Raw genomic sequence first — 23200 nt, 5'->3', positions numbered from 1 at the left:
TCAAATTTGATCACAACTTTACTTTTGTTTTGCCAAGCACGCTGGGTTTTGGCTGGCGTGCATATTTTACGCGTTTAGGGCTAGCGAGCGCCGCGGCCGGCAAAGTTTGGATCGCTTCTAACGCGCGCTTTGCCGCAGCTTGTTCAGCCACGCGACGGCTCGTTCCAACGCCGAACACTTTAATTTCATAAATAGGCACCGCGCATTCAACCTCGAACTGCTGGCTATGGGCGGCCCCACGAGTCGCCACTACAGTATAGTGCGGCAGCGGGATTTTGCGGCCTTGCAAAGACTCTTGCAAGAGGGTTTTTGCGTCTTTACCTAGTGTCTCAGGATCAATATGCTTAAGGAACGGCGCATAGAGATCTTCAATCACAGTGTGCACGGCGGCAAAGCCACCATCTAAATAAATTGCGCCTAAGATGGCCTCAAGCGTATCTGCTAAAATTGACGGCCGCTGGCTACCGCCGTTTTTTAATTCGCCCTCGCCCAAGCGTAATGCTTCGGCAAGATTGAGCGATTGAGCAATTTCATAAAGCGACTGTTGCTTCACTAAATTTGCGCGCACGCGCGACAAATCACCCTCGTTTAATTCAGAAAAGCGTTTAAATAGCAGCGCCGCTACCGTGCAATTCAAGATCGAATCGCCGAGGAATTCCAGCCGTTCGTTATGATTTGCGCTATGGCTGCGGTGGGTCATGGCCTGTTGCAAATATTTCTTATTACGGAATACGTAATGCAACCGGTTTTCTAGCAAAGATAAGGGCATAGCATTAAGTATAACGCAACGCGCACACCCTGCTAAAACATATAACGATAACGAGCCGTTTTTAGAGGGTATATTGCAGGGCGGGAACTCAGCACGCTCCCACCCATAAATCAATCACACCCTTAATTGAAATAGCCAATTCGCTTCAAATGGCTGAAGTTAAGCCAAATAAAGAACGCCCTGCCAACCAGGTTGCGATCCGGCACAAAGCCCCAGAAACGGCTATCTGCGCTATTGTCTCGATTGTCGCCCATCACAAAATAGTGCCCAGACGGCACCTTGCAGACCACGCCATCGTTACTATACGTGCAGTGGTCTCGGAACGGAAAATCATCTGCGCCAATGATAAAAGAGGGGGCACTGGGATTATTTAGAATTGCGTTGGTTTTATTGCCGATGGTTTGCTGGTAATGCTTAGCGTAGCCTATCCGTTCTTCGTCAAAGTAGTCCGGCAATGGAGTTTGCCGCACAGCCTGGCCATTAATGGTCAAACTTTTATTGAAATACGCCACTGTATCACCTGGCACGCCGATCACTCGTTTGATGTAATCAATAGATTCATCTTTGGGGTAACGAAATACCACCACATCGCCCCGCTCTGGACTGCGGTTTTCGATGATCTTTTTATTCAACACCGGCAAACGAATGCCATAATTAAATTTATTCACCAGAATAAAATCGCCCGCGAGCAAGGTAGGCAACATCGAGCTAGACGGAATCTTAAACGGCTCGACGACAAAAGAGCGCAGTAAAAAAACCACCAAAATAACGGGGAAAAAATTAGCTGAATATTCCAGCCACCAAGGCTGCTGCAAGGCTTCTCGATTCAGCTTAGCGCGCGTCGCCGCCATGCTGTCAGTCACGCTATCGAACTGTTCCAATTGGCGATCGTATTCCTCGAGGATCCGTCTGGCAGCTTGCCGGCGGCGCGGTAGCAAGATGAGTTTTTCAACTAGCCAAGCAAGCCCGGTTACGAGCACTAAAATAAAAAGGACCAGCGCAAAATTCATAAAAATTTACTCTTATAGCGAATTTATTTATCTTCTACACGAAGAATAGCAAGAAATGCTTCTTGCGGAATTTCAACACTACCGACTTGTTTCATTCGCTTTTTACCCTCTTTTTGCTTTTCTAGCAATTTCTTTTTACGTGAAATATCACCGCCATAGCATTTCGCTAGCACATTTTTACGTAATGCTTTAATATTTTCACGCGCGATAATATGCGAGCTGATAGCCGCTTGAATCGCCACATCATACATTTGACGTGGAATAATTTCACGCATTTTGGCTGCGACCTGACGCCCGCGAAACTGACTTTGGGAGCGATGCACAATCACGGAGAGCGCATCGACTTTCTCGCCGTTAATCAGCATATCGACTTTCACTACATCGGCGGAGCGATATTCTTTAAACTCATACTCCATTGAAGCATAGCCGCGCGAGACTGATTTGAGTTTATCGAAAAAATCCAGCACAATTTCAGCCATTGGCATTTCATAGATAAGCTGAACTTGACGACCACGGTAAACCATATCGATTTGCACGCCGCGCTTTTGCGTACAGAGCGTAATCACCGAGCCGACATATTCTTGCGGCATATAGAGATTAACCGTAACGATCGGCTCAAGGATTTCTTCAATTTTTGAAGGCTCAGGCAGCTTAGCGGGGTTTTCAACCACGATCAGCTCGCCATTATTTTGCCTCACTTCATATATTACTGTCGGCGCCGTGGTGATCAGATCCATATTGAACTCGCGTTCTAGCCGCTCTTGCACAATTTCCATATGGAGCAGGCCAAGAAAGCCACACCTAAAACCAAAACCTAGCGCCTGCGAAACCTCGGGCTCATACTGCAACGAGGCATCATTGAGCTTAAGTTTTTCAAGTGATTCGCGCAGTGCTTCATATTGATTGGCTTCAACTGGATATAAACCCGCAAACACCTGTGGTTTAACTTCTTTGAAACCCGGTAACGGAGTAAGCGCCGGTTTATTGGCGTGGCTGACCGTATCCCCTACTTTAGCTACCGTCAACTCTTTAATTCCGGCGATAATAAAACCCACTTGCCCAGCCGAGAGCGTTTCTCTAGTTTGAGATTTTGGCGTAAAGACACCGATGTGTTCAACCGGAAACTGAGCTCCGGTCGCCATCAGCACAATCCGATCTTTGGGGCGCAAAGTGCCATTCACAATGCGTACCAAAATCACCACGCCAACATAATTATCAAACCAGGAGTCGATAATCAGCGCTTGCAATGGCGCTTGCGGATCTCCGACTGGCGGCGGTACTTTTGTAATTAACGCTTCTAATACATCAATCACGCCTGCGCCAGTTTTTGCGCTACAGCGCACCGCATCGGTGGCGTCAATCCCAATCACTTCTTCAATTTCTTCAATGGCTTGCTCGCAGTTGGCTGCCGGCAAGTCAATTTTATTCAACACCGGCACGACTTCGACGCCAAGTTCGATCGCTGTATAGCAATTGGCGACCGTTTGCGCTTCAACCCCTTGACTGGCGTCAACCACCAATAAAGCACCCTCGCACGCCGATAGCGAGCGGCTGACTTCATATGAAAAATCAACATGCCCTGGCGTATCGATCAAATTGAGATAATAGATTTCGCCATCGCGCGCGCGATAAATCAGCGCCGCGGTTTGCGCTTTAATCGTAATGCCGCGCTCGCGCTCCAGCGCCATTGAATCCAGTACCTGGGTTTCCATTTCGCGTGCAGAAAGACCTCCGCACAACTGAATGATACGGTCAGCCAGCGTGGATTTGCCGTGATCGATATGGGCGATGATCGAAAAGTTTCTTATGTCCTTCATAAATAATGATTTTTTACTCGCTATCCGATCAGATTTTTTTGGTGAACATGGCAGTGGACATGTTGTGAAAACTATCCACGCATAAGGCTGGCGTGCACATTATACTGTAGTGAGGATCATCCGCATGGGTATTGTCAAAACAGCCTCTTATCCATTTCGCTTATCCTACTACGCCCTCTATTAACGTTTCCTTCAACGTCAGTTCAATATTGAATCTGCTCATCCAAGAAAGTGCGCCCATTTCATCATGAATTCCAGCTTTAAGCTCTTCCCCCATCAATTTGTCATACAGCGCTACGCGGGTTTGCCCTAAGAGAACAGTATCTCAAGTTTATTTCACCCGCGGCCGCACTGGAACAAATTGCGTGTTTTCACCCCGCCGCACTAAGATAGCGACCATCTTTTTAGGATCCAACGTCCTCACTACGGTATCGAATTGCTGCGCACTCTGAATATCCGTATCGCCAATGCGCAACACAATATCGCCTCTGCGTATGCCAACCTGCGCGGCCGGGCCGTGCGCTACTTCAACGCGCACGCCATAACGTAATTTAAGCGCTTTCAATTGGGGTTCGGCAAGGTTGCTGACGGTCAGGCCGATTGAGTTTTCAGTGTTCACACGCGGGTTTGCTTGAGAAAGCAAAGCGCGTGCGGGTCGATCCGGTTGCATTTCTGCAACGCTGACCACTAGATTGTGTTTTTTCCCTTTGCGCCATACCGTCATTGTCACGCGCGCGCCAGGTTTGGTCGCACCGACTAGCCGCGGCAGATCACTTGCCTCTTCAATGGTTTTGCCATTGAAGTTTAAGATAATGTCGCCCGCTTGCACGCCAGCTTTGTCAGCCGGTCCATTGTCCTCAACGCTACTCACAAACGCGCCTTGCGCGCGAGGCAAGCCTAAGGAATTGGCCACTTCTTTGGTCACTTGACCAATCGCTACCGCAATGCGGCCACGCGCCACTTTGCCGGTTGCCTTCAGTTGCTCGACGACCCGCGTTGCCTCATCAATTGGAATCGCGAACGAAATTCCCATAAAGCCGCCAGTCCGGCTATAAATTTGTGAATTAATGCCAACCACTTCGCCACGCAAATTCAGCAGTGGCCCCCCCGAGTTGCCTGGATTGACAGCGACATCCGTTTGAATGAATGGCAAATAGTCGCCGGTATTGCGCCCTTTCGCACTGACGATACCTGCTGTCAATGTACTCTCAAAGCCGAAGGGTGAGCCAATCGCAACCACCCATTCGCCTACGCGTAGTTTGCTTGAATCACCGAGTGTTACGACTGGCAGATTTTTTGCTTCGATTTTGAGTAAGGCAATATCCGTGCGCTTATCCGCACCGATAAGCTGAGCTTTAAATTCGCGTTTATCCGGCAGTGACACATAGATACTATCCGCGTCATACACCACATGCGTATTGGTCATGACATAGCCATCCGCTGAAATCACGAAGCCGGAACCTACGCCATTATTCCGTTCAATGCCTGCATTCGGTGCATCCTCATCTTCCGGCGCTTGCTCAGAGCGCGGCGCAGGGCGCTGCTGCGGTAGCGGAAAACCAAAGAAACGTTGGAGAAAATCCGACATTTCAGAATTGTCCATGCCGGGCGGCAATTCAATTCCGCTATGGTTAAAAGGGATCCGCCCAGTGGTGCGGATATTCACCACAGCGGGCCCTACTTTATCGATGAGTCCAGTGAAATCCGGCAGGCTTACAACCGGCGTAGAAGCCGGCAGCGTATCTGCCAGTGCGCTAGGAAATGGCGCAAAAGCCGCGGCAACCCCGATCCATAATGGACTCAATAAGTGAAATAAATGGCGTGTCGAAAAATGGCGCATGATAGTCAATAAACGGCAAGGTCAAAGTTCAGCGATAAGTTTACCGTATTAGATATCAATAATGCGTGAGCTCACCAGCGTTTATTTTCTGGGGTATCGAGTAAAGGACGTAATTTAGCGGCAATCGCTTCACGCGCTCGAAAAATCCTTGAGCGCACGGTGCCAATCGGGCATTTCATCGCCACTGAAATTTCTTCGTAGCTGAGTCCCTCGAGTTCACGCAAGCTAAATGCCGTGCGTAATGTGGGCGGTAAAATCGCCATTTCCGCATTCACTGTTTGCGCCACTTGTTTGCTCATTAATAAAGATTCAGGTGTGTTGATGTCTCTCAGATATTCCGTACCCTCGAAATTTTCGATTTCAATGATGTCTGCGCTAATTAAGGGGTGCCGGCTTTGGGTCGCTAAGTGATTTTTTGCGGTGTTGATGGCAATTCGGTAGAGCCAAGTATAAAAGGCGCAGTCTCCACGAAACTGCGGCAAAGCCCGATATGCTTTGATAAATGCATCTTGCGCTATATCTTCGACTTCGGCGCTATCGCGCACGAGCCGACCAATTAATCGAATGATGCGGCGTTGGTATTTAGTAACAAGTACCTCAAAAGCAGCCGCATCGCCTTTGTATATACGCTCGACCAAAGCCTGGTCGATGTCTTTCTCACTCACCCTAGCGTATTTCCGTGTAAGAGGCTGACTGCTATTTCGGACAGCCTCTGTGCTTCTAAAGGCGCTATTCTAATAGCCGCCCCACGGTGATTTGGGGATGTTGTTACAAGCGTTACAACGGTTACAATTGACGGTTACAATTTCTGGCCAGTTGCCGGCAGCGCACGACTAATTCGCGCAACCTATGGGCTGGCAGCGCATCGGCAAGAATCAGGAGTTTACGTCTGCGGCCATCGTTTGCGCGCAGCGTGATACTTAACATCAAGCCGCTCCAATAGGCGATGTTCGAGATGTGTAAATAATCAATAGGCGGCGCTGTGCGCGACCAGAGCGTGATGCTCTGCGCGCTTATTTCTAATTGAGCAGGTTGCTCGGCGTGGGCTCGGTAAGTCAGATAACTCAAGGCGAGCGCCACGACAAGTACTGCAGATAGAGCATAAGGAAGGCCAACCCGCGGTGCAGCGGCATACCACACCGCATAAGCACAGCATAAAATAAAGGCTAGGCTGAGCCCCCTTAAAACAGTGGAAGGCTTAAGCTCGATGCACATTGGGGTTTGCAACATGCGCTTTGCCCTTCAATCCTATCGTTTTTTGCCTACTGTTGGCGTCTAAAGACTAACGTTCCATTCGTTCCGCCAAAGCCGAATGAATTGGAGAGCGCGATGTCTATTTTCATCTCACGCGCAACGTTTGCGCAAATATCTAAATCGCATGCTGGATCTTGATTATGAATATTGATCGTCGGCGGTGCGATTTGATGCTGTAGCGCAAGCACTGCAAATACAGCTTCAATGCCACCCGCTGCACCTAACAAATGACCTGTCATTGATTTGGTTGAGCTGACGACCACTTTTTTTGCATGCTCGCCCATGGCGCGCTTGATGGCGATGGTTTCGCTTAAGTCACCGAGCGGCGTTGAGGTGCCATGCGCATTGATGTAATCGACTTGAGCGGCGTTAATCTCAGCATTTTTCAATGCATTGAGCATACAACGATTGGCGCCATCACCGTCCGCGCAAGGCGCAGTCATATGGTAAGCATCTGCGCTGCGGCCATAGCCAATCAGTTCGCAGTAAATTTTTGCGCCACGTGCTTTAGCATGTTCATACTCTTCGAGGACTAATACCCCAGCCCCTTCGCCGAGTACAAAACCATCACGGTCTTGATCCCAAGGGCGGCTTGCGGTAGCTGGATCATCATTGCGTTGCGACAGCGCGCGCGCCGCTGCAAAACCACCCAGCCCAAGCGGCGAAATAGTCGCTTCGCTCCCTCCTGCGATCATCGCATCAACATCACCATATTCGATCATACGCATGGCTTCCCCAATCGAATGCGTACCTGTGGTACAAGCGGTAGAGATCGCAAGATTAGGGCCTTTCAGGCCAAAGCGAATGGATAAGTGCCCGGAGATCATATTGATGATCGAGGCGGGGACAAAAAATGGCGAAATACGGCGCGGACCACGATTCAGCAATTCAGTTTGCGTGTGCTCAATGGATGGCAAACCACCAATGCCTGAACCCACGATTACGCCGATGCGTTCAGCATTGGCGGCGTTGACTTCAAGGCCACTGTCTTGCATGGCTTGAATCCCAGCAGCGAGCCCGTAATGGATAAATGTATCCATATGACGCGCTTCCTTGCTCGGAATATATTCGTCAACGTTGAACCCTTTCACCTCGCCGGCAAAGCGGGTCGATAAATTCGATGCATCGAATTTAGTCACAGCAGCAATGCCAGATTGGCCTGCCACTAAGTTAGCCCAGCCTTCGGCAACCGTATTACCGACTGGCGAAATGTGCCCTAAACCTGTTATAACAACACGGCGACTCACATTACCCTCTTTTATCACATAAAAACAAAAAAGCCACAGCGCTCACAGAGAGAACCTCTGTGAGTTCTGCGGCTCACATGAACGAAGATAAGGAATTAATCCTTAACGTTGGCACGTGCGTAATCAACTGCCTGCTGCACTGTAGTAATCGATTCAGCATCTTTGTCTGGAATTTCCATGCCGAATTCATCTTCAAGCGCCATCACGAGCTCGACTGTATCTAACGAATCAGCCCCGAGGTCATCCACAAAAGCTGATTCATTTTTGATTTCGCCTTCGGCAACGCCAAGTTGCTCGGCAACGATTTTCTTGACACGCTGTTCAATATTGTCCATTCAGACCCCTCCGGGATTAGGTTATAAAGTTTCGAGTGCGCGCATTCTATCAGGTTTAAAAAACAAGTCATCACCTTAATGAGAAGGCTTGCAAAATGCGCGAAATCAGGTTAAGTGAAATAGGAAAAATAAATCAAGCCATAAACATCCCGCCATTTACATGCAAAGTGGTTCCAGTAATATAAGCTGCCTGCGCAGACGCTAGAAAAGCAACCGCATGAGCAATATCCTGTGGGCTGCCAAAACGCCCCAGCGGGATCTGCGATTTGATTGCCGTTTGTTGTTCGGCAGATAGAACTTTGGTCATATCCGTTTCGATAAATCCAGGCGCCACACAATTGACGGTGATACCACGGCTGCCAACCTCGCGCGCCAGTGCCCGCGTCATGCCAGACACGCCGGCTTTGGCTGCAGCGTAGTTCACTTGCCCGGCACTGCCAATCGAGCCAACGACTGACGTGATATTAATAATCCGCCCGCTCCGAGCTTTAATCATGGGCCGCAGCACTGCGCGCGACAAGCGGAAAACCGCTTTTAAATTCGTATCGAGCACCTCGTCCCAATCGTCTTCTTTCATCCGCAAGATGAGTTGATCGCGCGTGATGCCTGCGTTATTGACGAGGATATTGAGTGCGCCAAATTCTTGCGTCAAGTCTTCGATCCGCTGCTCTAGCGCCGCGTCATTCACATTTAAGACGACGCCACGGCCAGCCAACCCCAATTCAGTCAATGCGGCAGTGATCAAAGCAGCCCCTGCCTCGCTGGTGGCGCTCCCTATCACGGTCGCGCCGGCCCGTGCTAATTCAAGTGCCAGCGCGCGGCCAATGCCACGAGAGGCGCCTGTCACTAGCGCGATTTGTCGATCCAGTATCTTTTCCATTAAGCTTCTATTTTTCAGTCAAATCAAATGGCTAACGCAAAAGTGGCAGAGCCTCATCAAGCGCTGCGGAATCGCATAAAGCCATACTTACAAGGGTACTATCAATGCGTTTGGTTAAACCCGCTAAAACTTTGCCAGGACCGCATTCTACGATATGTGTCATACCGGCCTGCGCCAGCGCCTGAATGGACTCAACCCAACGCACTGGCCCCGCCGCCTGACGCGCGAGTGCATGTCTAATCTCGCTGGGCTCAGACGCTGTCGCCACATCAATATTATTGACTACTGGGATCTGCGGCGCGCGCACTTCAACCTCTGACAAATATTCACGCAGGCGATCCGAAGCGGGCTGTAGCAAAGAGGAATGAAACGGTGCCGAGACCGGCAACAGGAGTGCGCGTTTGGCGCCTTGAGCTTTAGCTAATTCGCAAGCCGCTTCAACCGCAGCCTTATGTCCAGCAATGACGATTTGCGCTGGCGCATTAAAATTCACGGCCTCGACCACTCCTGCCGCACTCGCTTCAGCACACACTGCGCGTACCACAGTAGCCTCTAGGCCAAGAATCGCCGCCATCGCGCCAACCCCGACGGGAACCGCTTCTTGCATGGCTTGCGCGCGAAAACGCACCAGCGCTAGAGCATCTTTAAAAGACAAGGCGCCTGCAACCACCAAGGCAGTATATTCGCCCAAACTATGGCCCGCGACCATAGCTGGCGCTGCCCCGCCTATACTCGTCCAGGCACGATACATAGCGTACGCCGCCGTCAACATCGCGGGCTGCGTATGCAGCGTGAGATTCAAGGTCTCGGCAGGGCCCTCGGCAAGCAACTTGCCCATATCCTGCTGCAAAGTATCTGACGCTTCTTGCAGCGTCTCACGCACTACCGGCCAAGTGGCTAGAGTCCCCAGCATACCCACTGACTGCGAGCCTTGCCCGGGAAATACAAATGCAAATTTCATGTAGTTTAAATCCTGATTCAATCAAAAACGAATGACCGAAGCGCCCCAAGTAAAGCCACCCCCAACGCCTTCAATCAAAATATGTTGCTCGGGTTTAATCCGGCCATCTCGCACGGCCTGATCCAAAGCCAGTGGAATTGAAGCGGCTGAAGTATTGCCGTGCTGATCGACCGTCACCACCATACGTTCAAACGGCAAATTCAGCTTACGACACGTTCCTTGCATAATCCGGATATTGGCTTGATGGGGAATCAACCAGTCAATCTGCGCAGGCGCTAGCTGCGCTTTAGCCAGCGCTTCAAGCGCAACTTTTTCCAGCACATTGACCGCCAGCTTAAGCACCGCCCGCCCATCCATATGCAAAAAAGCACTCCCGGCAATCACGCCGGCCTGCGGACGACCTGGCACACAGAGAATCTCTGCCTGACTTCCGTCCGCGTGCAACGCACTAGCCAAAATACCGGGCTCGGCAGAAGCGCCTAGCACCACGGCACCCGCACCATCGCCAAATAGTACGCAGGTGGAGCGATCATTAAAGTCCAGTAAGCGCGAAAAGGTTTCCGCCCCCACCACTAATACTGTGCGATACGCGCCACTCCGGATAAAATTATCCGCCATCGTCAATGCATAAACAAACCCAGAGCAGACTGCCTGCACGTCAAAAGCCGGGCTGCCATTGAAAATACCAAGTTTGCGTTGCAATAAACACGCCGTGCTCGGAAAAATTTGATCCGACGTTGAGGTCGCCACAATAATCAAATCGAGTGACTGCGGATCTAGTCCAGCCGCATCCAGCGCGTTTTGCGCAGCAGCTAAAGCCAGATCGCTGGTGTTTTGCTCAGCGCTCACAAAATGACGCGCACGAATGCCGGTGCGCGTAAAAATCCATTCGTCGCTGGTTTCAACGCCACGCGCTGCGAGCTGGTTTGCTAATTCTTCATTAGTGACACGCCTGGAGGGTAAAAAACTGCCCGTGCCAATGATGCGAGAATAAATATTTGTCTGTGCCATTATGGTTTGGATACGATCATTTCTAACCGATTTTGCGCTCATTACGAGCGATAGCTTGGCGTACTTCTTCATGATCTGCCCCAGCAGATAGAGTATCATCCGCCAATTTAGGGGGCTCACTCGCCTGCTTCGCTTTACTAGACGTTTGGCCTAGATTTTCATCGCGCCCAAGCTGATTTTCTTCGATAGCGCGCTCAAGCCGTGTTTGCAGGTTATTTTTAATCGCATCATAACCGCGTTTAAGCGCCCATTCAAAAGCATAAGCATCGGCTGAACCATGGCTCTTGATCACCAGCCCGCGCAAGCCAAGCAGTGCTGCGCCGTTATAACGCCGATGATCAAGCCGCCGCTTAAGACGCGAGAGTACTGGCCATGCCAGACCTGCCATCAATTTACTCAGGCCTGAGCGCAAGAACTCTTCTTTAATGATGCTATTAAGCATCTGTGCTAGCCCTTCGGAGGTTTTCAGCGCAACGTTGCCGGTAAACCCATCACAAACGATAATATCCGTTGTGCCTTTGTAAATATCATTGCCCTCTACATTGCCATAAAAATTGAGGGTGCTAGCACGCAATAGTTCACCCGCGCGCTTAATCGCCCCATTGCCTTTAATGGCTTCTTCGCCGATATTCAACAAACCGATGGTAGGCCGTTCTTTACCTTCAACTGCTGCGACCAACGCATGGCCCATCTCAGCAAAGCTCAGCAAATGATGCGGCTCGCAATCAACATTCGCGCCTAAGTCCAGCACGGTCGTATGGCCATGTAGATGCGGCATGATTGCAGCAATCGCCGGACGTTCAATGCCTGCCAGCGTTTTAAGCATATAACGCGAAACCGCCATTAAGGCTCCGGTATTGCCAGCCGAGACACAGGCTTGCGCTTGCCCCTCTTTAATCAGACTTAAGGCAACCCGCATCGATGAGTTTTTTTTCCTGCGCAGGGCGACCTCGATCGAATCATCCATCGCCACCACCTCAGTCGCAGCGTGCACAGATAATCTCGCTTCATGCAATGCTTTGCATTTTTTCAGCTGGGCGCGGATTGAATCTTCCAGGCCAACCAAAATCAATGCAACATCGTCATGCGCCCGCAGAAAATTAACTGCGGCAGGAACCGTCACGGATGGACCATAGTCGCCACCCATGCAATCAATAGTGATTTTAATCGTCATACCATTTGACGGCTCTTAATACAAAAGAGCGGCAGATAAATGCCGCTCTTGCATTGAACCGAAAACACTTGTAACTGAAAACCTACGTTCACTATGAACCAGCAACCAATCAATAAAGCTGCTGGCAATGATTATGCAATGAATCGGTCTTAGTCGTTATTAGATTTAACAACCTGCTTGCCGCGATAATACCCATTCGGGCTTACATGGTGCCGTAGATGCACTTCGCCTGATGTAGGTTCAATCCCAAGCGGCACGCCGCTCAAGAAGTCATGTGAACGATGCATCCCGCGTTTTGACGGTGATTTTTTGTTTTGCTGAACTGCCATAAGTCACTCCGTAACTTTGAAAATTTCCGGAATTCTAACATAACTCGCCGAATTAGCTTCACCTAACTAACAGATATTCGCTTTATCTAATTCATCGAGTGAGCTTCAATTAGAGGTTTCCGCCCCATATCCTATGATAGATTCATGGACAAATGGACAGACTGGATGCTTGGGCACAAGCGGCAAAGAAAGCAATAGTTCCTCATCAATCAAATCGATCAAATCGAATTGATGCGAGCCAACGATAACATCCGTGTGCCCATCATTGGCTGGCGCAGCATCAGCCTGCGCACTGTTTTCCACGATACGGTACCATATATCGATCGTGAGTGGCTCCGGGTATGACTCCAGGCAGCGCTGGCATTCAAGCCATAATGCGCCTTGCAGCGTCAACCTCAAGTAGGGCATAGCCACCGTTTTGTCGTCGGCCGCTAGCTCCTGGCGCAGCGCGCCGGTTGCGCTCCAGCGCAACGCTGGATGCTGGACTAGCTTATCGGGCGTAACTTCGTTTAAGATACGCGGCAAATCCTGTACTAAGACTTCGCCGCATGCCTGCTGTTGCTTGCGCACAAACGCAAACACATCAAACATACGCGGATTGTCGAGTACAGCTGAACTGCTAAGAGATTGACTCATGAATGTGACTCACCAACAATCAACAGCTTTATGGCGGGCACTTCCGCTTCAGAAAAGCCAATGAAACAATGAAAAGCCCATCAGCTTATCGATTTTTAATTTTTACGTCAAATCCTAGACCCTTCTCTTTGTTTCAACAAACGAACCATGCCCGCTGCGCTGCCTGATCAACCTCGCTTAATCCTTGCCTCAAGTTCCCCCTATCGCCGCGCGTTGCTAGACAGGCTACGGATTCCATTTGAAATGATTACGCCCGATCTGGATGAAACGCCTTGGCCTAACGAAACGCCTGCCGCGACAGCATTAAGACTGGCGCAAGCCAAAGCACGCAAAGTCGCGATTCAGGCTCCTGACGCGCTGATTATCGGCGCGGACCAAGTCGCTCTGTGTGAGGGTCAGCAGCTTGGCAAAGCCGGCAATCACGCCAAGGCGCTGGCCCAGCTACAATCTATGCGGGGGCGTACGATTGAATTTCATAGCGCGCTGTGCGTTTATGATGCGCCCCGCAACATCATGCAAAGCGCTGACATTCTCACGCAGGTTCGGTTGCGCGATCTGCCAGATGAAGAGCTGGATGCGTATTTGCGCATCGAACAACCCTATGATGTTGCCGGTAGCGCAAAAGCAGAGGGACTGGGCATCGCTTTGCTTGAATCGGTGCAAAGTCATGATCCGACCGCTTTGATCGGCTTACCCTTAATTGAATTAACCCAAATGCTACGCGCAACCGGGCTCAAACTCTTTACCGTACGATGACAGGCAAACTTTATTTAGTGCCCAATACACTGGGCTCGACCGAGAGCGACTTGCTCACTGCGGTTCTGCCTGCAGCCGTTCAAGCGCGCGCGGCTCAACTCACTTATTACATCGGTGAAAATGCAAAAGCAACGCGCGCATTTTTGAAACAGATCGGCACCCAGCACGCGATGCAAGATATTGAAATTCGCGAATTGAATGTGCATACGCCGGCCGCTCAAATTCATTCGTTATTAACACCGATTGTCGCGGGCGCAGATGGGGGGCTGGTCTCGGATGCAGGGTGTCCGGCAGTCGCCGATCCTGGCGCGCTATTGGTACGCTATGCGCATCAATGCGGAGTGCCGGTTGTGCCCTTGGTTGGACCGAGTTCTATTTTGTTGGCTTTAATGGCCTCCGGATTGAATGGACAAAGCTTTGCTTTTCATGGTTATTTGCCAGTCAATCCGAATCAGCGCATGCGCGCTTTACAAACCCTTGAGAAGCAATCGCGCACGCAGCAGCAAACTCAAATTTTTATTGAGACCCCTTATCGGAATCAAGCCTTACTGGATGCGTTGCTTACCCACTGCACCGCGTCAACCCAATTATGCGTTGCGGTAGATTTGACACTCCCTAGCGAATCCATCGTGAGCCGCGCGGTCAATCAGTGGCGCGCGGATTTGCTTGAAGTGCATAAACGGCCCGCGATTTTTCTACTGTTAGCCGCGCCAGCCTAACGCGATCAATTGAATTGCAGAGATTCTTGGCTTGTCAACGCGCGCACAGCAGACGCGCCCGCGGACAACCCAAATCTGCGCGCAAAACGATCGAACATGCCTTCTTTCACTGTGTAATCAACGATTTTTTCAGTTTTTAAGAGTTCGCGGAGCACATAGCGCGTGTCGCCCAAACCATCTGCCAACCCAAGTGCAACGCTGCGTTGTCCGGTCCAAACTAAACCTGAGAAAATATCTGGTGTTTCCTGCAAACGCTTACCCCGCCCTTGGCGAACCGCTTCAATAAATTGCTGGTGCACCTCATCCAGCAAATTTTGCATATATTTCTTTTGCACTTTGTCTTCTGGCAAAAAAGGATCGTTTAACGCTTTATTACGACCCGCAGTCAGCAAACGCCGCTCGATGCCCAATTTACTCATTAAGCTATTAAAACCAAAGCTATCCATGCGCACACCGATTGAACCGATTATGCTGGCCTTATCCACGAAGATTTTGTCAGCGGCCACAGCGATGTAATAGGCGCCCGAGGCACAAATATCATCGACCACAACATAAAGCGGCTTAGTTGGATAGCGCGCGCGCAATCGACGGATTTCATCATTGACCATACCCGCCTGCACAGGACTACCGCCCGGGCTGTTGATTTGCAGAATAACGCCCGCTGCTTGCTCGGCTGAAAAGGCCCGCTCAAGCGCGGCATTCAGGTTAGCCGCATTGCTTTGTTGATCCGACACAATTTCACCTTGCAGCGAAACCAGCGCAGCATGCTTGCCGGTGGCCCCGCCCGTGCTGCTTGAGACAGAAACTGTACGCCAGGCCATGACGACGAAAATCATTAGAAATGCCAAGCGGAAAAATATTTTCCAGCGCCGTGCCGTGCGTTGCTCACACACTGCCGCAAGTACGGTTTTTTCGATTAATGCACGTTCCCAGAGGGGCGCAGCCTCAACTCCGGTCTTGCCAGACCTAGCATTAGCAATTGAATCGTCATCAGACATGATAGAAGTAAACGGTTGCTGTTAAAGACCAAGATACGATAACACACAACCTAACCAACGTCAGCATCTGGTAACGCATGCAAGACTGCACATAAGGAATGGCGACAGCTATAAAATTTTTACGGGGGTTACCGTCGCACTAACGACAATCCCAACCACGCTGGCTAGCGAGTAAGCTCATTTCAAGTTTTTCGAGCTTGGTATCAAAGCGTTGCTCCATGTTGGAGTAGTCTGCACATAGCTGCCAAAAGTGCCATCTTGCGCAGTTCTTCATTTTTTGCTGACTACTTTTGGACTGGTCGGCTTTTCTCGGCAGCTAAAATACGATAAACGGTGGCCTCGCCAATACCGAGTTGGCTGGCAATGTTGGCTTTCGTTGCACCCTCAGTTGCCAAGCTAATAACACTCTGGCGGCGATCTGAGGAAATTGGCTTACGGCCTTTGTATTTGCCAGCAGCTTTGGCTTTCAGCACTCCTTCGCGCTGGCGCTCTAGCATCATTTCTCGTTCGAACTGGGCGACACCCCCTAATACCGTCAGCATGAGCTTTCCCGTTGGAGTCTGTGTGTCCATTCCTAAGTTCAGCACGCGTAATGCAACACATTTGCGATCTATGGTTTGCACGATTGCCATTAAGTCTGCTACTGATCGAGCAAGGCGATCTAGTTTAGTAACCACCAGCACATCGCCTTCTCGCACGAATTCGAGGGCAGCAGCAAGATGCATGCGCTCGCCAACTGATGAAACTTGCTCCTGAAAGACCTTTTTGCACCCAACGGCGTGCAGCTCTTTCAATTGAGCATCAAAGCCTGCCCTTTGATCGACGGTGGAAGTTCTTGCGTAACCAACAATCATTTTTCGATCACAAGGATTCTAAATGTTGAGATAGCTATTCGATCAAAATACAGAATCATGTCTATTGATAGTTAATTTGAGCAATATAAAATTCGCTCACTAGAGCAAGCCCTAATGAGAGAAACTAGGTTTTTATAGGCGACACTCATGTTTCGCTCGCCGTCTCACCATCTGTATGACTCACTCGATTTTTAAGTCGCGCTTTCGACATCGCCACTGCCTCATGCAACTTCTGCTCTAACAGTTGTCGGGGTGGCAGGTCTGTCAGATATTCGGCAACGTGAATGCCCCTTTGATCTAACTCCAGCAATTCAATCTGTTCGCGTTTTTTACCGGTGCACAGAATAATGCCCAGAGGCGGCGCTTCGCCTGGTTCTTGTTCATGCTTTGCCAGCCAACGTAGATAAAGCTCCATTTGGCCTTTATGAGCCGCCTCAAAGTCGCCTAGTTTTAATTCTATAGCGACTAGACGTTTGAGGCGACGGTTGTAAAACAGTAGGTCGATGTAGAAGTCATCATTATCTATTTGCAACCTTTTCTGGCGAGCGACAAAAGAAAATCCAGCCCCTAGTTCTAGCAGAAAGTTTTCCAGCTCACGTAGAATGGCATCTTCTAGGTTTTTCTCTAGATGGCGGTCCTGCAGACCAAGGAAGTCGAGGATGTACGGATCTTTTAGTACTAGCGCAGGTGACAACAAGTCGGATTTCCGCAGTGCAGTCAACTCCTGCTGGATCAACTCATTTGGCTTGTGCGATACCGCTGTGCGCTCAAATAGCATTGAGCCTATACGTTGTCGCAACGTGCGAACACTCCATCGCTCTAGGCGACACATCTCAGCATAGAAATCACGCTTGAGATCATCTTTTAAATAGATAATTTCAAGAAAGTGGCTCCAGGCCAATTGTCTAGACAACGTCGAGACAATTTCTGCGTCAGGAAACGCTTCAGAAAAATGCAACATGTGGCGCAAATTTTTGGCGCTAAAACCACGCCCTTGTTCGGCTTCCAATTGTTGAGCCAGAGTTGCAACGATTTGCTTGCCATATTCAGCCCGCTCACCTTTCAGTACCTCGGTCTGGATACGTCGCCTGATACGCCAATACAGCATGGTCAGAGTCGAATTAACGGTGGCAGCCAGTCCGACTTTGGCCTCACTGATCAAATTGCGGATGTCGCCAACAAGCTCAGTCGCGATATTGCTCATTTGCACAGTTTGTAAATTCATTGAGGGTATCTTCATTTTTGCAAGTGCTTGAGATTTTTATTGATCTCATGAAGATTAAAATGCTGTGGGTCGAATTCATAACCGAGCCATTCGATTAATTCAGATCGTTCCTCACAAGGCGCTCCAGCCAACTTTTCCAGCATATCCCCATAACCCCAGGCACCACCGCAATCTTCTGGCGGACATGCCCGCTCGCCAGCCACACAACGCGGTATCTTTATTCCAGCTTGGAGTGCGACGACTTTCTCCACCTTAATCTCATGCTCCCAACTATCGCCAAAGTCGTACTGATAGACAAAACGCGACCGTGGAGCAACGATTTGATTTAGACGTACGCGTTTTCCATCTATTGCTCCATCCCCCCAATCTTCGATCATCCCAGAATTGCTATAACGCTCGCCGTTGATAATAAAGCTATTGGCGCTGTTCCAATTCTCTACAACATTCAAACCTTCATGAATCTCGCGCCGCAATGCTTCTGAATGCAAGTAACGGCACAGAAAAATTGTTTTCATCACCTTGCCTAATTCTGCAAATGCTCAAGCGATGGATCGTCTGGCAATATCTCTGTCTGTAGCCACATCGCCAACTCATTTTTGTCTTTTTGATCATGTCGGCGGATCCCCAAAAAGGTAAGGACTTCAGCGCGATCACGCTTACCTGTGCGCCCAGCCCAGTCGTAACGATTCAGACCTTCAACGGCCACGCCAATCTGGTTTGCCAAGTAGCAAACCACTGTATCTGGGACAGCGCGGCAATGTTCTGGAAAGTAACCTTGGCTTTGAAAAAACTTCAGAAGAATAGCGAATCCGAGGCGGCCATGTTTAGTTTTTCGGGAAAACAAGTCGAACTCAGCCGGAGACAAGAACCAGTGAGTATGAAGCTCATCCTCGCTCCATTGCCATTTCATCGTTTATTCCCTTCCATATGAGCGCCTTGGCTATCGAAGGTGGAAATTCTATCATTAGATATATCATACGTGATAGTGTGTTGGTGCTTGAAATAAAAATGATTCTTGTTAAGCGGGAGAACCGGCCAGATCTATTGAAACAAAGATGGCACTTTTGGCAGCTATGTGCAAACTACCCCTTGTAGCTAGTGTTTTTTCCCTGCACCCTGCAACGGGCTCAATTGCTCAAGAAACCGCACGCAGTCGTTTGGCAAAGGGGCCTCAAGCGCGAGCCGCACACCACTGACAGGATGCGTCAAACTCACTTTATACGCGTGCAAAAACATCCGTTTAAGTCCTGGCTTTGCCGCCGTGCGAGCTAACTGGCGATTCAAAGCAAAATCGCCGTATTTATCATCGCCCACAATTGGGGCCGCCAAATGGGCCAAATGAACTCGAATCTGATGCGTACGCCCAGTTTTTAACTCAGCCTCTAGCAATGCATACTCTGTAAAGCGCTGAATTAAATTAAACACCGTATGCGCGGTTTGGCCTTGTTCATGGATGCATACGCGCCGCTCACCTTCAGCGGTCACGTATTTATGCAATCTTTCTTTTACAATTTGGCGCGCTGCCTGCCAATCAGCATGCACACAGACTAAATAACGTTTATCAACCTGGTTGTCTCGTAGTTGAGCGTGTAATGCAGTTAAGGCAGAGCGTTTTTTAGCCAATAACAAAATACCCGATGTTTCACGATCGAGCCGATGCACTAATTCGAGAAATTTGAAGTTGGGGTAAGTCCGCCGCAATTGTTCAATCACACCAAAGGCAATCCCGCTACCACCATGTACCGCCACGCCAGCCGGCTTGTTAATCACCAGCAGACAATCATCTTCGTACAGCACCGGAAAATTTGCGCTCGGCGCGGCGCTGTCTAAAGGCGGAGAGAGATTATTCTCCTTAAGCGCAATACGCATCGGCGGCAAGCGTATAATGTCCCCTATCGCTAGTCGATACGCAGTATCTACCCGGCCTTTATTGACGCGCACTTCACCGCTGCGCACGATGCGGTAAATATGGCTTTTGGGTACGCCCTTACAGATGCGTAGTAAAAAATTGTCGATCCGCTGTCCAGCCGCAGCATCGTCAATCGTAAGCAGTTTGACCGAGTTGGGTAGTGGGTGCTGCACAGATATTTTGCCTAACTTATTCATTCTGCATATAATTTGCCTTCGGCAAGTCCGTATAGAAGAGTGCATGCACCTTTTATGCGTAGATTGCACCTGGCATGAGCATTAATAGACAGCCATTTTACTTGGATAACCGGCGGCTGTCGCTCATTGAAGCTAGACGATATGTTGCACGCCCGGATTTTGTTTTAGCCAGAGCCCCAGCTTAGGTTAGGCCAGCTCAGCTAAAAAAAGTCCCGAAAGGCAAAGAAGATTGGGTTGAAAAGAATTTTATTGATTAGTCTGAATTTAACTAGTCAATGGCGAAAATCGGCACGATACTTGGCGCTAAATGGATCAGAAACTCAGCGCCAGTAAATTCGCATACCCTTGGCTCCGCTCAAAATAGAGCCGCCAGAAAGGTAATTCTGTACTCCTCCAAAACTTCAGGCCTAGCGTGTTTTTAGAACACTATAAAATGCAGCGCGCCGTTCTTTACTGCCTTAAGGCAAGAATTGGCCGAGCTGCTCCGGAGCCGTTTCATGAAACGCATACTTTTTAACGCCACGCAACGAGAAGAACTTCGTGTGGCCATCGTGGTTGGGCAAAAGCTCATTGATATTGATATTGAAACCATTGGGCAAGAACAACGCAAAGGCAATATTTATAAAGGAGTCGTCACCCGTATTGAGCCCTCGCTAGAAGCGTGCTTTGTCAATTACGGCGAAGAACGCCATGGTTTTTTACCCTTTAAGGAAGTCGCGCGCCAATATTTCAAAGAAGGGATCGACATGCGCTCGGCGCGGATCCAAGATGTGCTGCGTGAAGGGCAAGAGCTGATCATTCAGGTTGAAAAAGAAGAACGCGGCAATAAAGGCGCGGCGCTGACGACCTTTATCTCGCTCGCTGGACGTTATTTGGTGCTCATGCCGAATAATCCGCGGGGCGGCGGTGTCTCGCGCCGCATCGAAGGCGATGAACGCCAAGAACTGCGTGATACGATGGCGCAACTGCAATTACCAGACGGCATGAGCATGATCGCTCGCACCGCAGGGATTAGCCGCAGCATCGAAGAATTACAGTGGGATCTCAATTATCTGATGCAATTGTGGCGCGCCATTGAAGAAGCGGCCAACGATATGCAAGGCCCACTCCTGATTTATCTAGAATCCAGTTTAGTGATCCGCGCCATCCGCGACTATTTTCAGCCCGATATTGGCGAAATCTTAATTGATACGGCAGAGATTGAAGAGCAGGCACGCGCCTTTATGGGCATCGTCATGCCCGACAGCCTACATAAAGTCAAACGCTACCATGACGATGTACCGCTGTTTTCTCGCTTTCAGATCGAACATCAAATTGAGACCGCTTATGCGCGTACCGTGTCCCTGCCTTCTGGCGGCTCCGTCGTCATCGACCATACCGAAGCATTAGTCTCAGTTGATGTCAATTCCGCCCGCGCAACGAAAGGCGCCGACATTGAAGAAACCGCGCTGCGCACTAATTTGGAAGCCGCTGACGAAGTCGCTCGGCAGCTCAGGTTACGAGATCTAGGCGGTTTGATCGTTATCGATTTTATCGATATGGAATCTGCCAAGAATCAGCGCGAAGTCGAGCAGCGCCTAAAAGACGCGCTCAAACATGACCGAGCGCGCGTGCAGATGAGCAAAATTTCGCGCTTTGGACTGATGGAGCTATCGCGCCAACGACTACGCCCCGCCTTATCCGAAGGCAGCCATGTCACATGCCCACGCTGCAACGGCACGGGCCATATTCGCAATGCCGAATCTTCCGCTTTGCAAATCTTGCGCATTATTCAAGAAGAAGCGATGAAAGAAAACACCGCGTCGATTCATTGCCAAGTGCCAATTGAAGTCGCAACTTTCTTACTGAATGAAAAACGCCAAGAAATTAACAAAATTGAAAGTCGCTTTAAAGTTGGAATTATCTTAATCCCAAACAAATATCTGGAAACTCCGCACTATAAGCTAGAAAGATTGCGGCACGACGACCCTCATATCGATGAGATCCATATCAGTCACCGCATGGCTGAAAAAGCAGTTCGTGAAATGGAACTGGAAATGGCTTATAGCAAGCGTACGGAAGAAATCCGCCCCAAACAGGAAGCTGCGGTTAAGGGAATTTCGCCAGAACAGCCTGCGCCTATCGCTAAGCGCAGCAAACTCAGTCGTACCGCTAGCGCACATCGGCTGGAAACAGAAAACTCCGGTTTATTTAGCTGGTTTAAGCGCTGGTTTAGTTTCTCCCCCGCCGAGCTATCCACCACTCCTGAAAAAACCCCTTCGCAACGCACGCGCCCAGCCCAAGCTACCACTGAGCGAGCAGCGGATAAAAGCGTTGCACAAGAGCGTAATAACAATAACGGCCGTACCCGCCGCGGCAGTAATGCAAGCCGGACCGGTGAGCCTAACAACGAGCGGGCGGCACGTAACGGCGGCAAGCGGCGTGATGCGCGCACTCCAGCCGAAGAGCCGGTGGAGATGCTCGAGCCGGCAACCCCAACGCAGGAGCCTAGCGAACGCCAAGAACGCGGCAGACGCCCAGAGCGGAGCGGACGGCAGGATCATAGACGAGCGCCAACCCCTACCCCGGCACCCAATCAAACGGTCGCGGCAGCCCCAGACGTTCCTAGAACAGACCGCTCTGATGAATTTCTGGTTGCCTCAGCTGGGCACCCAGATCCGGCCTCCACAGCTCAACCCGAAGGCGAAGAACGTCGCCGCCGTCGGCGCGGGCGGCGTGGCGGTCGCCGCGAACGCGATGATGCAAACCAACCTCGCTCCCGATCAGCTGAATTTTCTACTGAGTTCACTCAATCAACCGACAGCGCGCCGCGCTTACCGGAACAGGCTCAGCTACAGCCACCTGCGCCACCTCAGCCAGCAAGTGTCAATGTGTCGCCCGCCGGCACCGCCATTCCGAACCCACCGGCTTTAGCTGCCACTCCAGCAGCACAGCCTGCAAGCTCCCTGGCACCGGCTCCAGCAAACCTGCCCGAGCCTAAAATGACGCCAAGGCCTGCTGCCTTAGATCGGATGCTTGAAACAACCCATCTTGTCCTCGTCAATACAGATAGCGATAAACTGCACCGTGCTCATGAAGCCACCGCTTTAATCACTGAGCCGCCACGCGTTAGACGCGAGCGCAAGCGTTTACCGCAAGCAGAAAGCACTCCAATTCAACAAGTTGAAACCGCAAAAATGGCCGAGACAAAATAAGCATGAAGAAACGCCAATAATGAATGAATTCCAGCCTTTGACAAAAGGCAGCGAGGCTGGATTCTTTTTTTATTATTTTTATAAA

The 23200-nt window shown here is 50.1% G+C and carries 20 protein-coding genes and 3 pseudogenes; 3 read left to right on the top strand and 20 right to left on the bottom strand.

Annotated features, from left to right (window positions below):
* Window positions 1-46: 46 nt before the first annotated feature.
* The 14 genes and pseudogenes from rnc to MPB2EB_RS02500 all read right to left on the bottom strand — a co-directional run.
* Window positions 47-769: pseudogene (gene rnc, locus MPB2EB_RS02565) on the bottom strand (ribonuclease III); the annotation flags it as partial.
* A gap of 122 nt (window positions 770-891) precedes the next feature.
* A complete protein-coding gene (lepB, locus tag MPB2EB_RS02560; protein WP_185182300.1) occupies window positions 892-1779 on the bottom strand; it encodes a signal peptidase I in 888 nt (295 codons plus the stop codon).
* Window positions 1780-1802: 23 nt separating this feature from the next.
* Window positions 1803-3596 (bottom strand): translation elongation factor 4, encoded by a 1794-nt coding sequence (gene lepA / locus MPB2EB_RS02555; protein WP_185182299.1) that lies wholly within the window; start codon window positions 3594-3596, stop codon window positions 1803-1805.
* Window positions 3597-3927: 331 nt separating this feature from the next.
* A complete protein-coding gene (locus MPB2EB_RS02550) occupies window positions 3928-5436 on the bottom strand; it encodes a DegQ family serine endoprotease (RefSeq protein WP_185182626.1) in 1509 nt (502 codons plus the stop codon).
* Window positions 5437-5507: 71 nt separating this feature from the next.
* The gene (gene rpoE / locus MPB2EB_RS02545) at window positions 5508-6101 is read right to left on the bottom strand and encodes an RNA polymerase sigma factor RpoE (protein ID WP_185182298.1); all 594 of its coding nucleotides are present in this window, start codon (window positions 6099-6101) and stop codon (window positions 5508-5510) included.
* 121 nt (window positions 6102-6222) lie between these two features.
* On the bottom strand, window positions 6223-6666 hold the full coding sequence (locus tag MPB2EB_RS02540; protein ID WP_185182297.1) for a protein YgfX: 444 nt from the start codon (window positions 6664-6666) through the stop codon (window positions 6223-6225).
* Between the two features lie 32 nt (window positions 6667-6698).
* The gene (gene fabF, locus MPB2EB_RS02535) at window positions 6699-7937 is read right to left on the bottom strand and encodes a beta-ketoacyl-ACP synthase II (RefSeq protein ID WP_185182296.1); all 1239 of its coding nucleotides are present in this window, start codon (window positions 7935-7937) and stop codon (window positions 6699-6701) included.
* A gap of 95 nt (window positions 7938-8032) precedes the next feature.
* Window positions 8033-8272, bottom strand: a complete 240-nt coding sequence (gene acpP / locus MPB2EB_RS02530; RefSeq protein WP_185182295.1) for an acyl carrier protein — start codon at window positions 8270-8272, stop codon at window positions 8033-8035.
* 133 nt (window positions 8273-8405) lie between these two features.
* The gene (fabG, locus tag MPB2EB_RS02525; RefSeq protein ID WP_185182294.1) at window positions 8406-9152 is read right to left on the bottom strand and encodes a 3-oxoacyl-ACP reductase FabG; all 747 of its coding nucleotides are present in this window, start codon (window positions 9150-9152) and stop codon (window positions 8406-8408) included.
* 31 nt (window positions 9153-9183) lie between these two features.
* Entirely contained in the window at window positions 9184-10113 is a 930-nt protein-coding gene (fabD, locus tag MPB2EB_RS02520; protein ID WP_185182293.1) for an ACP S-malonyltransferase, read from the bottom strand.
* A gap of 21 nt (window positions 10114-10134) precedes the next feature.
* A complete protein-coding gene (locus MPB2EB_RS02515) occupies window positions 10135-11124 on the bottom strand; it encodes a beta-ketoacyl-ACP synthase III (protein ID WP_185182292.1) in 990 nt (329 codons plus the stop codon).
* A 169-nt stretch (window positions 11125-11293) separates the two neighbouring features.
* Window positions 11294-12298: pseudogene (gene plsX / locus MPB2EB_RS02510) on the bottom strand (phosphate acyltransferase PlsX); the annotation flags it as partial.
* A 149-nt stretch (window positions 12299-12447) separates the two neighbouring features.
* The gene (rpmF, locus tag MPB2EB_RS02505) at window positions 12448-12627 is read right to left on the bottom strand and encodes a 50S ribosomal protein L32 (protein ID WP_185182290.1); all 180 of its coding nucleotides are present in this window, start codon (window positions 12625-12627) and stop codon (window positions 12448-12450) included.
* A gap of 105 nt (window positions 12628-12732) precedes the next feature.
* The gene (locus MPB2EB_RS02500) at window positions 12733-13263 is read right to left on the bottom strand and encodes a DUF177 domain-containing protein (RefSeq protein ID WP_185182289.1); all 531 of its coding nucleotides are present in this window, start codon (window positions 13261-13263) and stop codon (window positions 12733-12735) included.
* A 147-nt stretch (window positions 13264-13410) separates the two neighbouring features.
* On the opposite strand from MPB2EB_RS02500, the gene MPB2EB_RS02495 reads away from it, so the two are divergent.
* Together MPB2EB_RS02495 and MPB2EB_RS02490 are read left to right on the top strand one after the other, a co-directional pair.
* Entirely contained in the window at window positions 13411-14019 is a 609-nt protein-coding gene (locus MPB2EB_RS02495) for a Maf-like protein (protein ID WP_185182288.1), read from the top strand.
* On the top strand, window positions 14016-14738 hold the full coding sequence (locus tag MPB2EB_RS02490; RefSeq protein WP_185182287.1) for an SAM-dependent methyltransferase: 723 nt from the start codon (window positions 14016-14018) through the stop codon (window positions 14736-14738). The genes MPB2EB_RS02495 and MPB2EB_RS02490 overlap by 4 nt, the downstream gene beginning before the upstream one ends.
* 5 nt (window positions 14739-14743) lie before the next feature.
* On the opposite strand, the gene MPB2EB_RS02485 is transcribed toward MPB2EB_RS02490, so the two are convergent.
* The 6 genes and pseudogenes from MPB2EB_RS02485 to MPB2EB_RS02460 all read right to left on the bottom strand — a co-directional run bounded on the left by MPB2EB_RS02485 (window position 14744) and on the right by MPB2EB_RS02460 (window position 19921).
* The gene (locus MPB2EB_RS02485; protein WP_185182286.1) at window positions 14744-15736 is read right to left on the bottom strand and encodes a S49 family peptidase; all 993 of its coding nucleotides are present in this window, start codon (window positions 15734-15736) and stop codon (window positions 14744-14746) included.
* 284 nt (window positions 15737-16020) lie between these two features.
* Entirely contained in the window at window positions 16021-16590 is a 570-nt protein-coding gene (locus tag MPB2EB_RS02480) for a recombinase family protein (protein ID WP_185182285.1), read from the bottom strand.
* Between the two features lie 145 nt (window positions 16591-16735).
* A complete protein-coding gene (locus tag MPB2EB_RS02475) occupies window positions 16736-17815 on the bottom strand; it encodes a YhcG family protein (protein WP_198422344.1) in 1080 nt (359 codons plus the stop codon).
* Between the two features lie 11 nt (window positions 17816-17826).
* Window positions 17827-18354 (bottom strand): annotated as a pseudogene (locus tag MPB2EB_RS02470) (Tn3 family transposase); the annotation flags it as partial.
* On the bottom strand, window positions 18339-18725 hold the full coding sequence (locus MPB2EB_RS02465; RefSeq protein WP_185182283.1) for a DUF4158 domain-containing protein: 387 nt from the start codon (window positions 18723-18725) through the stop codon (window positions 18339-18341). The pseudogene MPB2EB_RS02470 and the gene MPB2EB_RS02465, both read right to left, overlap by 16 nt.
* Window positions 18726-18910: 185 nt before the next feature.
* Complete coding sequence (locus MPB2EB_RS02460) at window positions 18911-19921, bottom strand: RluA family pseudouridine synthase (protein WP_185182282.1); 1011 nt, start codon at window positions 19919-19921, stop codon at window positions 18911-18913.
* Window positions 19922-20418: 497 nt separating this feature from the next.
* On the opposite strand from MPB2EB_RS02460, the gene MPB2EB_RS02455 reads away from it, so the two are divergent.
* Window positions 20419-23115, top strand: coding sequence for an Rne/Rng family ribonuclease (locus tag MPB2EB_RS02455; RefSeq protein WP_185182281.1), 2697 nt, complete (start codon window positions 20419-20421; stop codon window positions 23113-23115).
* The last annotated feature ends 85 nt before the right edge of the window (window positions 23116-23200 follow it).

This window comes from Mycoavidus sp. B2-EB, assembly GCF_014218255.1.
Taxonomy (GTDB): domain Bacteria; phylum Pseudomonadota; class Gammaproteobacteria; order Burkholderiales; family Burkholderiaceae; genus Mycoavidus.
Note: the sequence above shows the minus strand (reverse complement) of the source record. Positions and strands in the feature narration are given on the sequence as shown.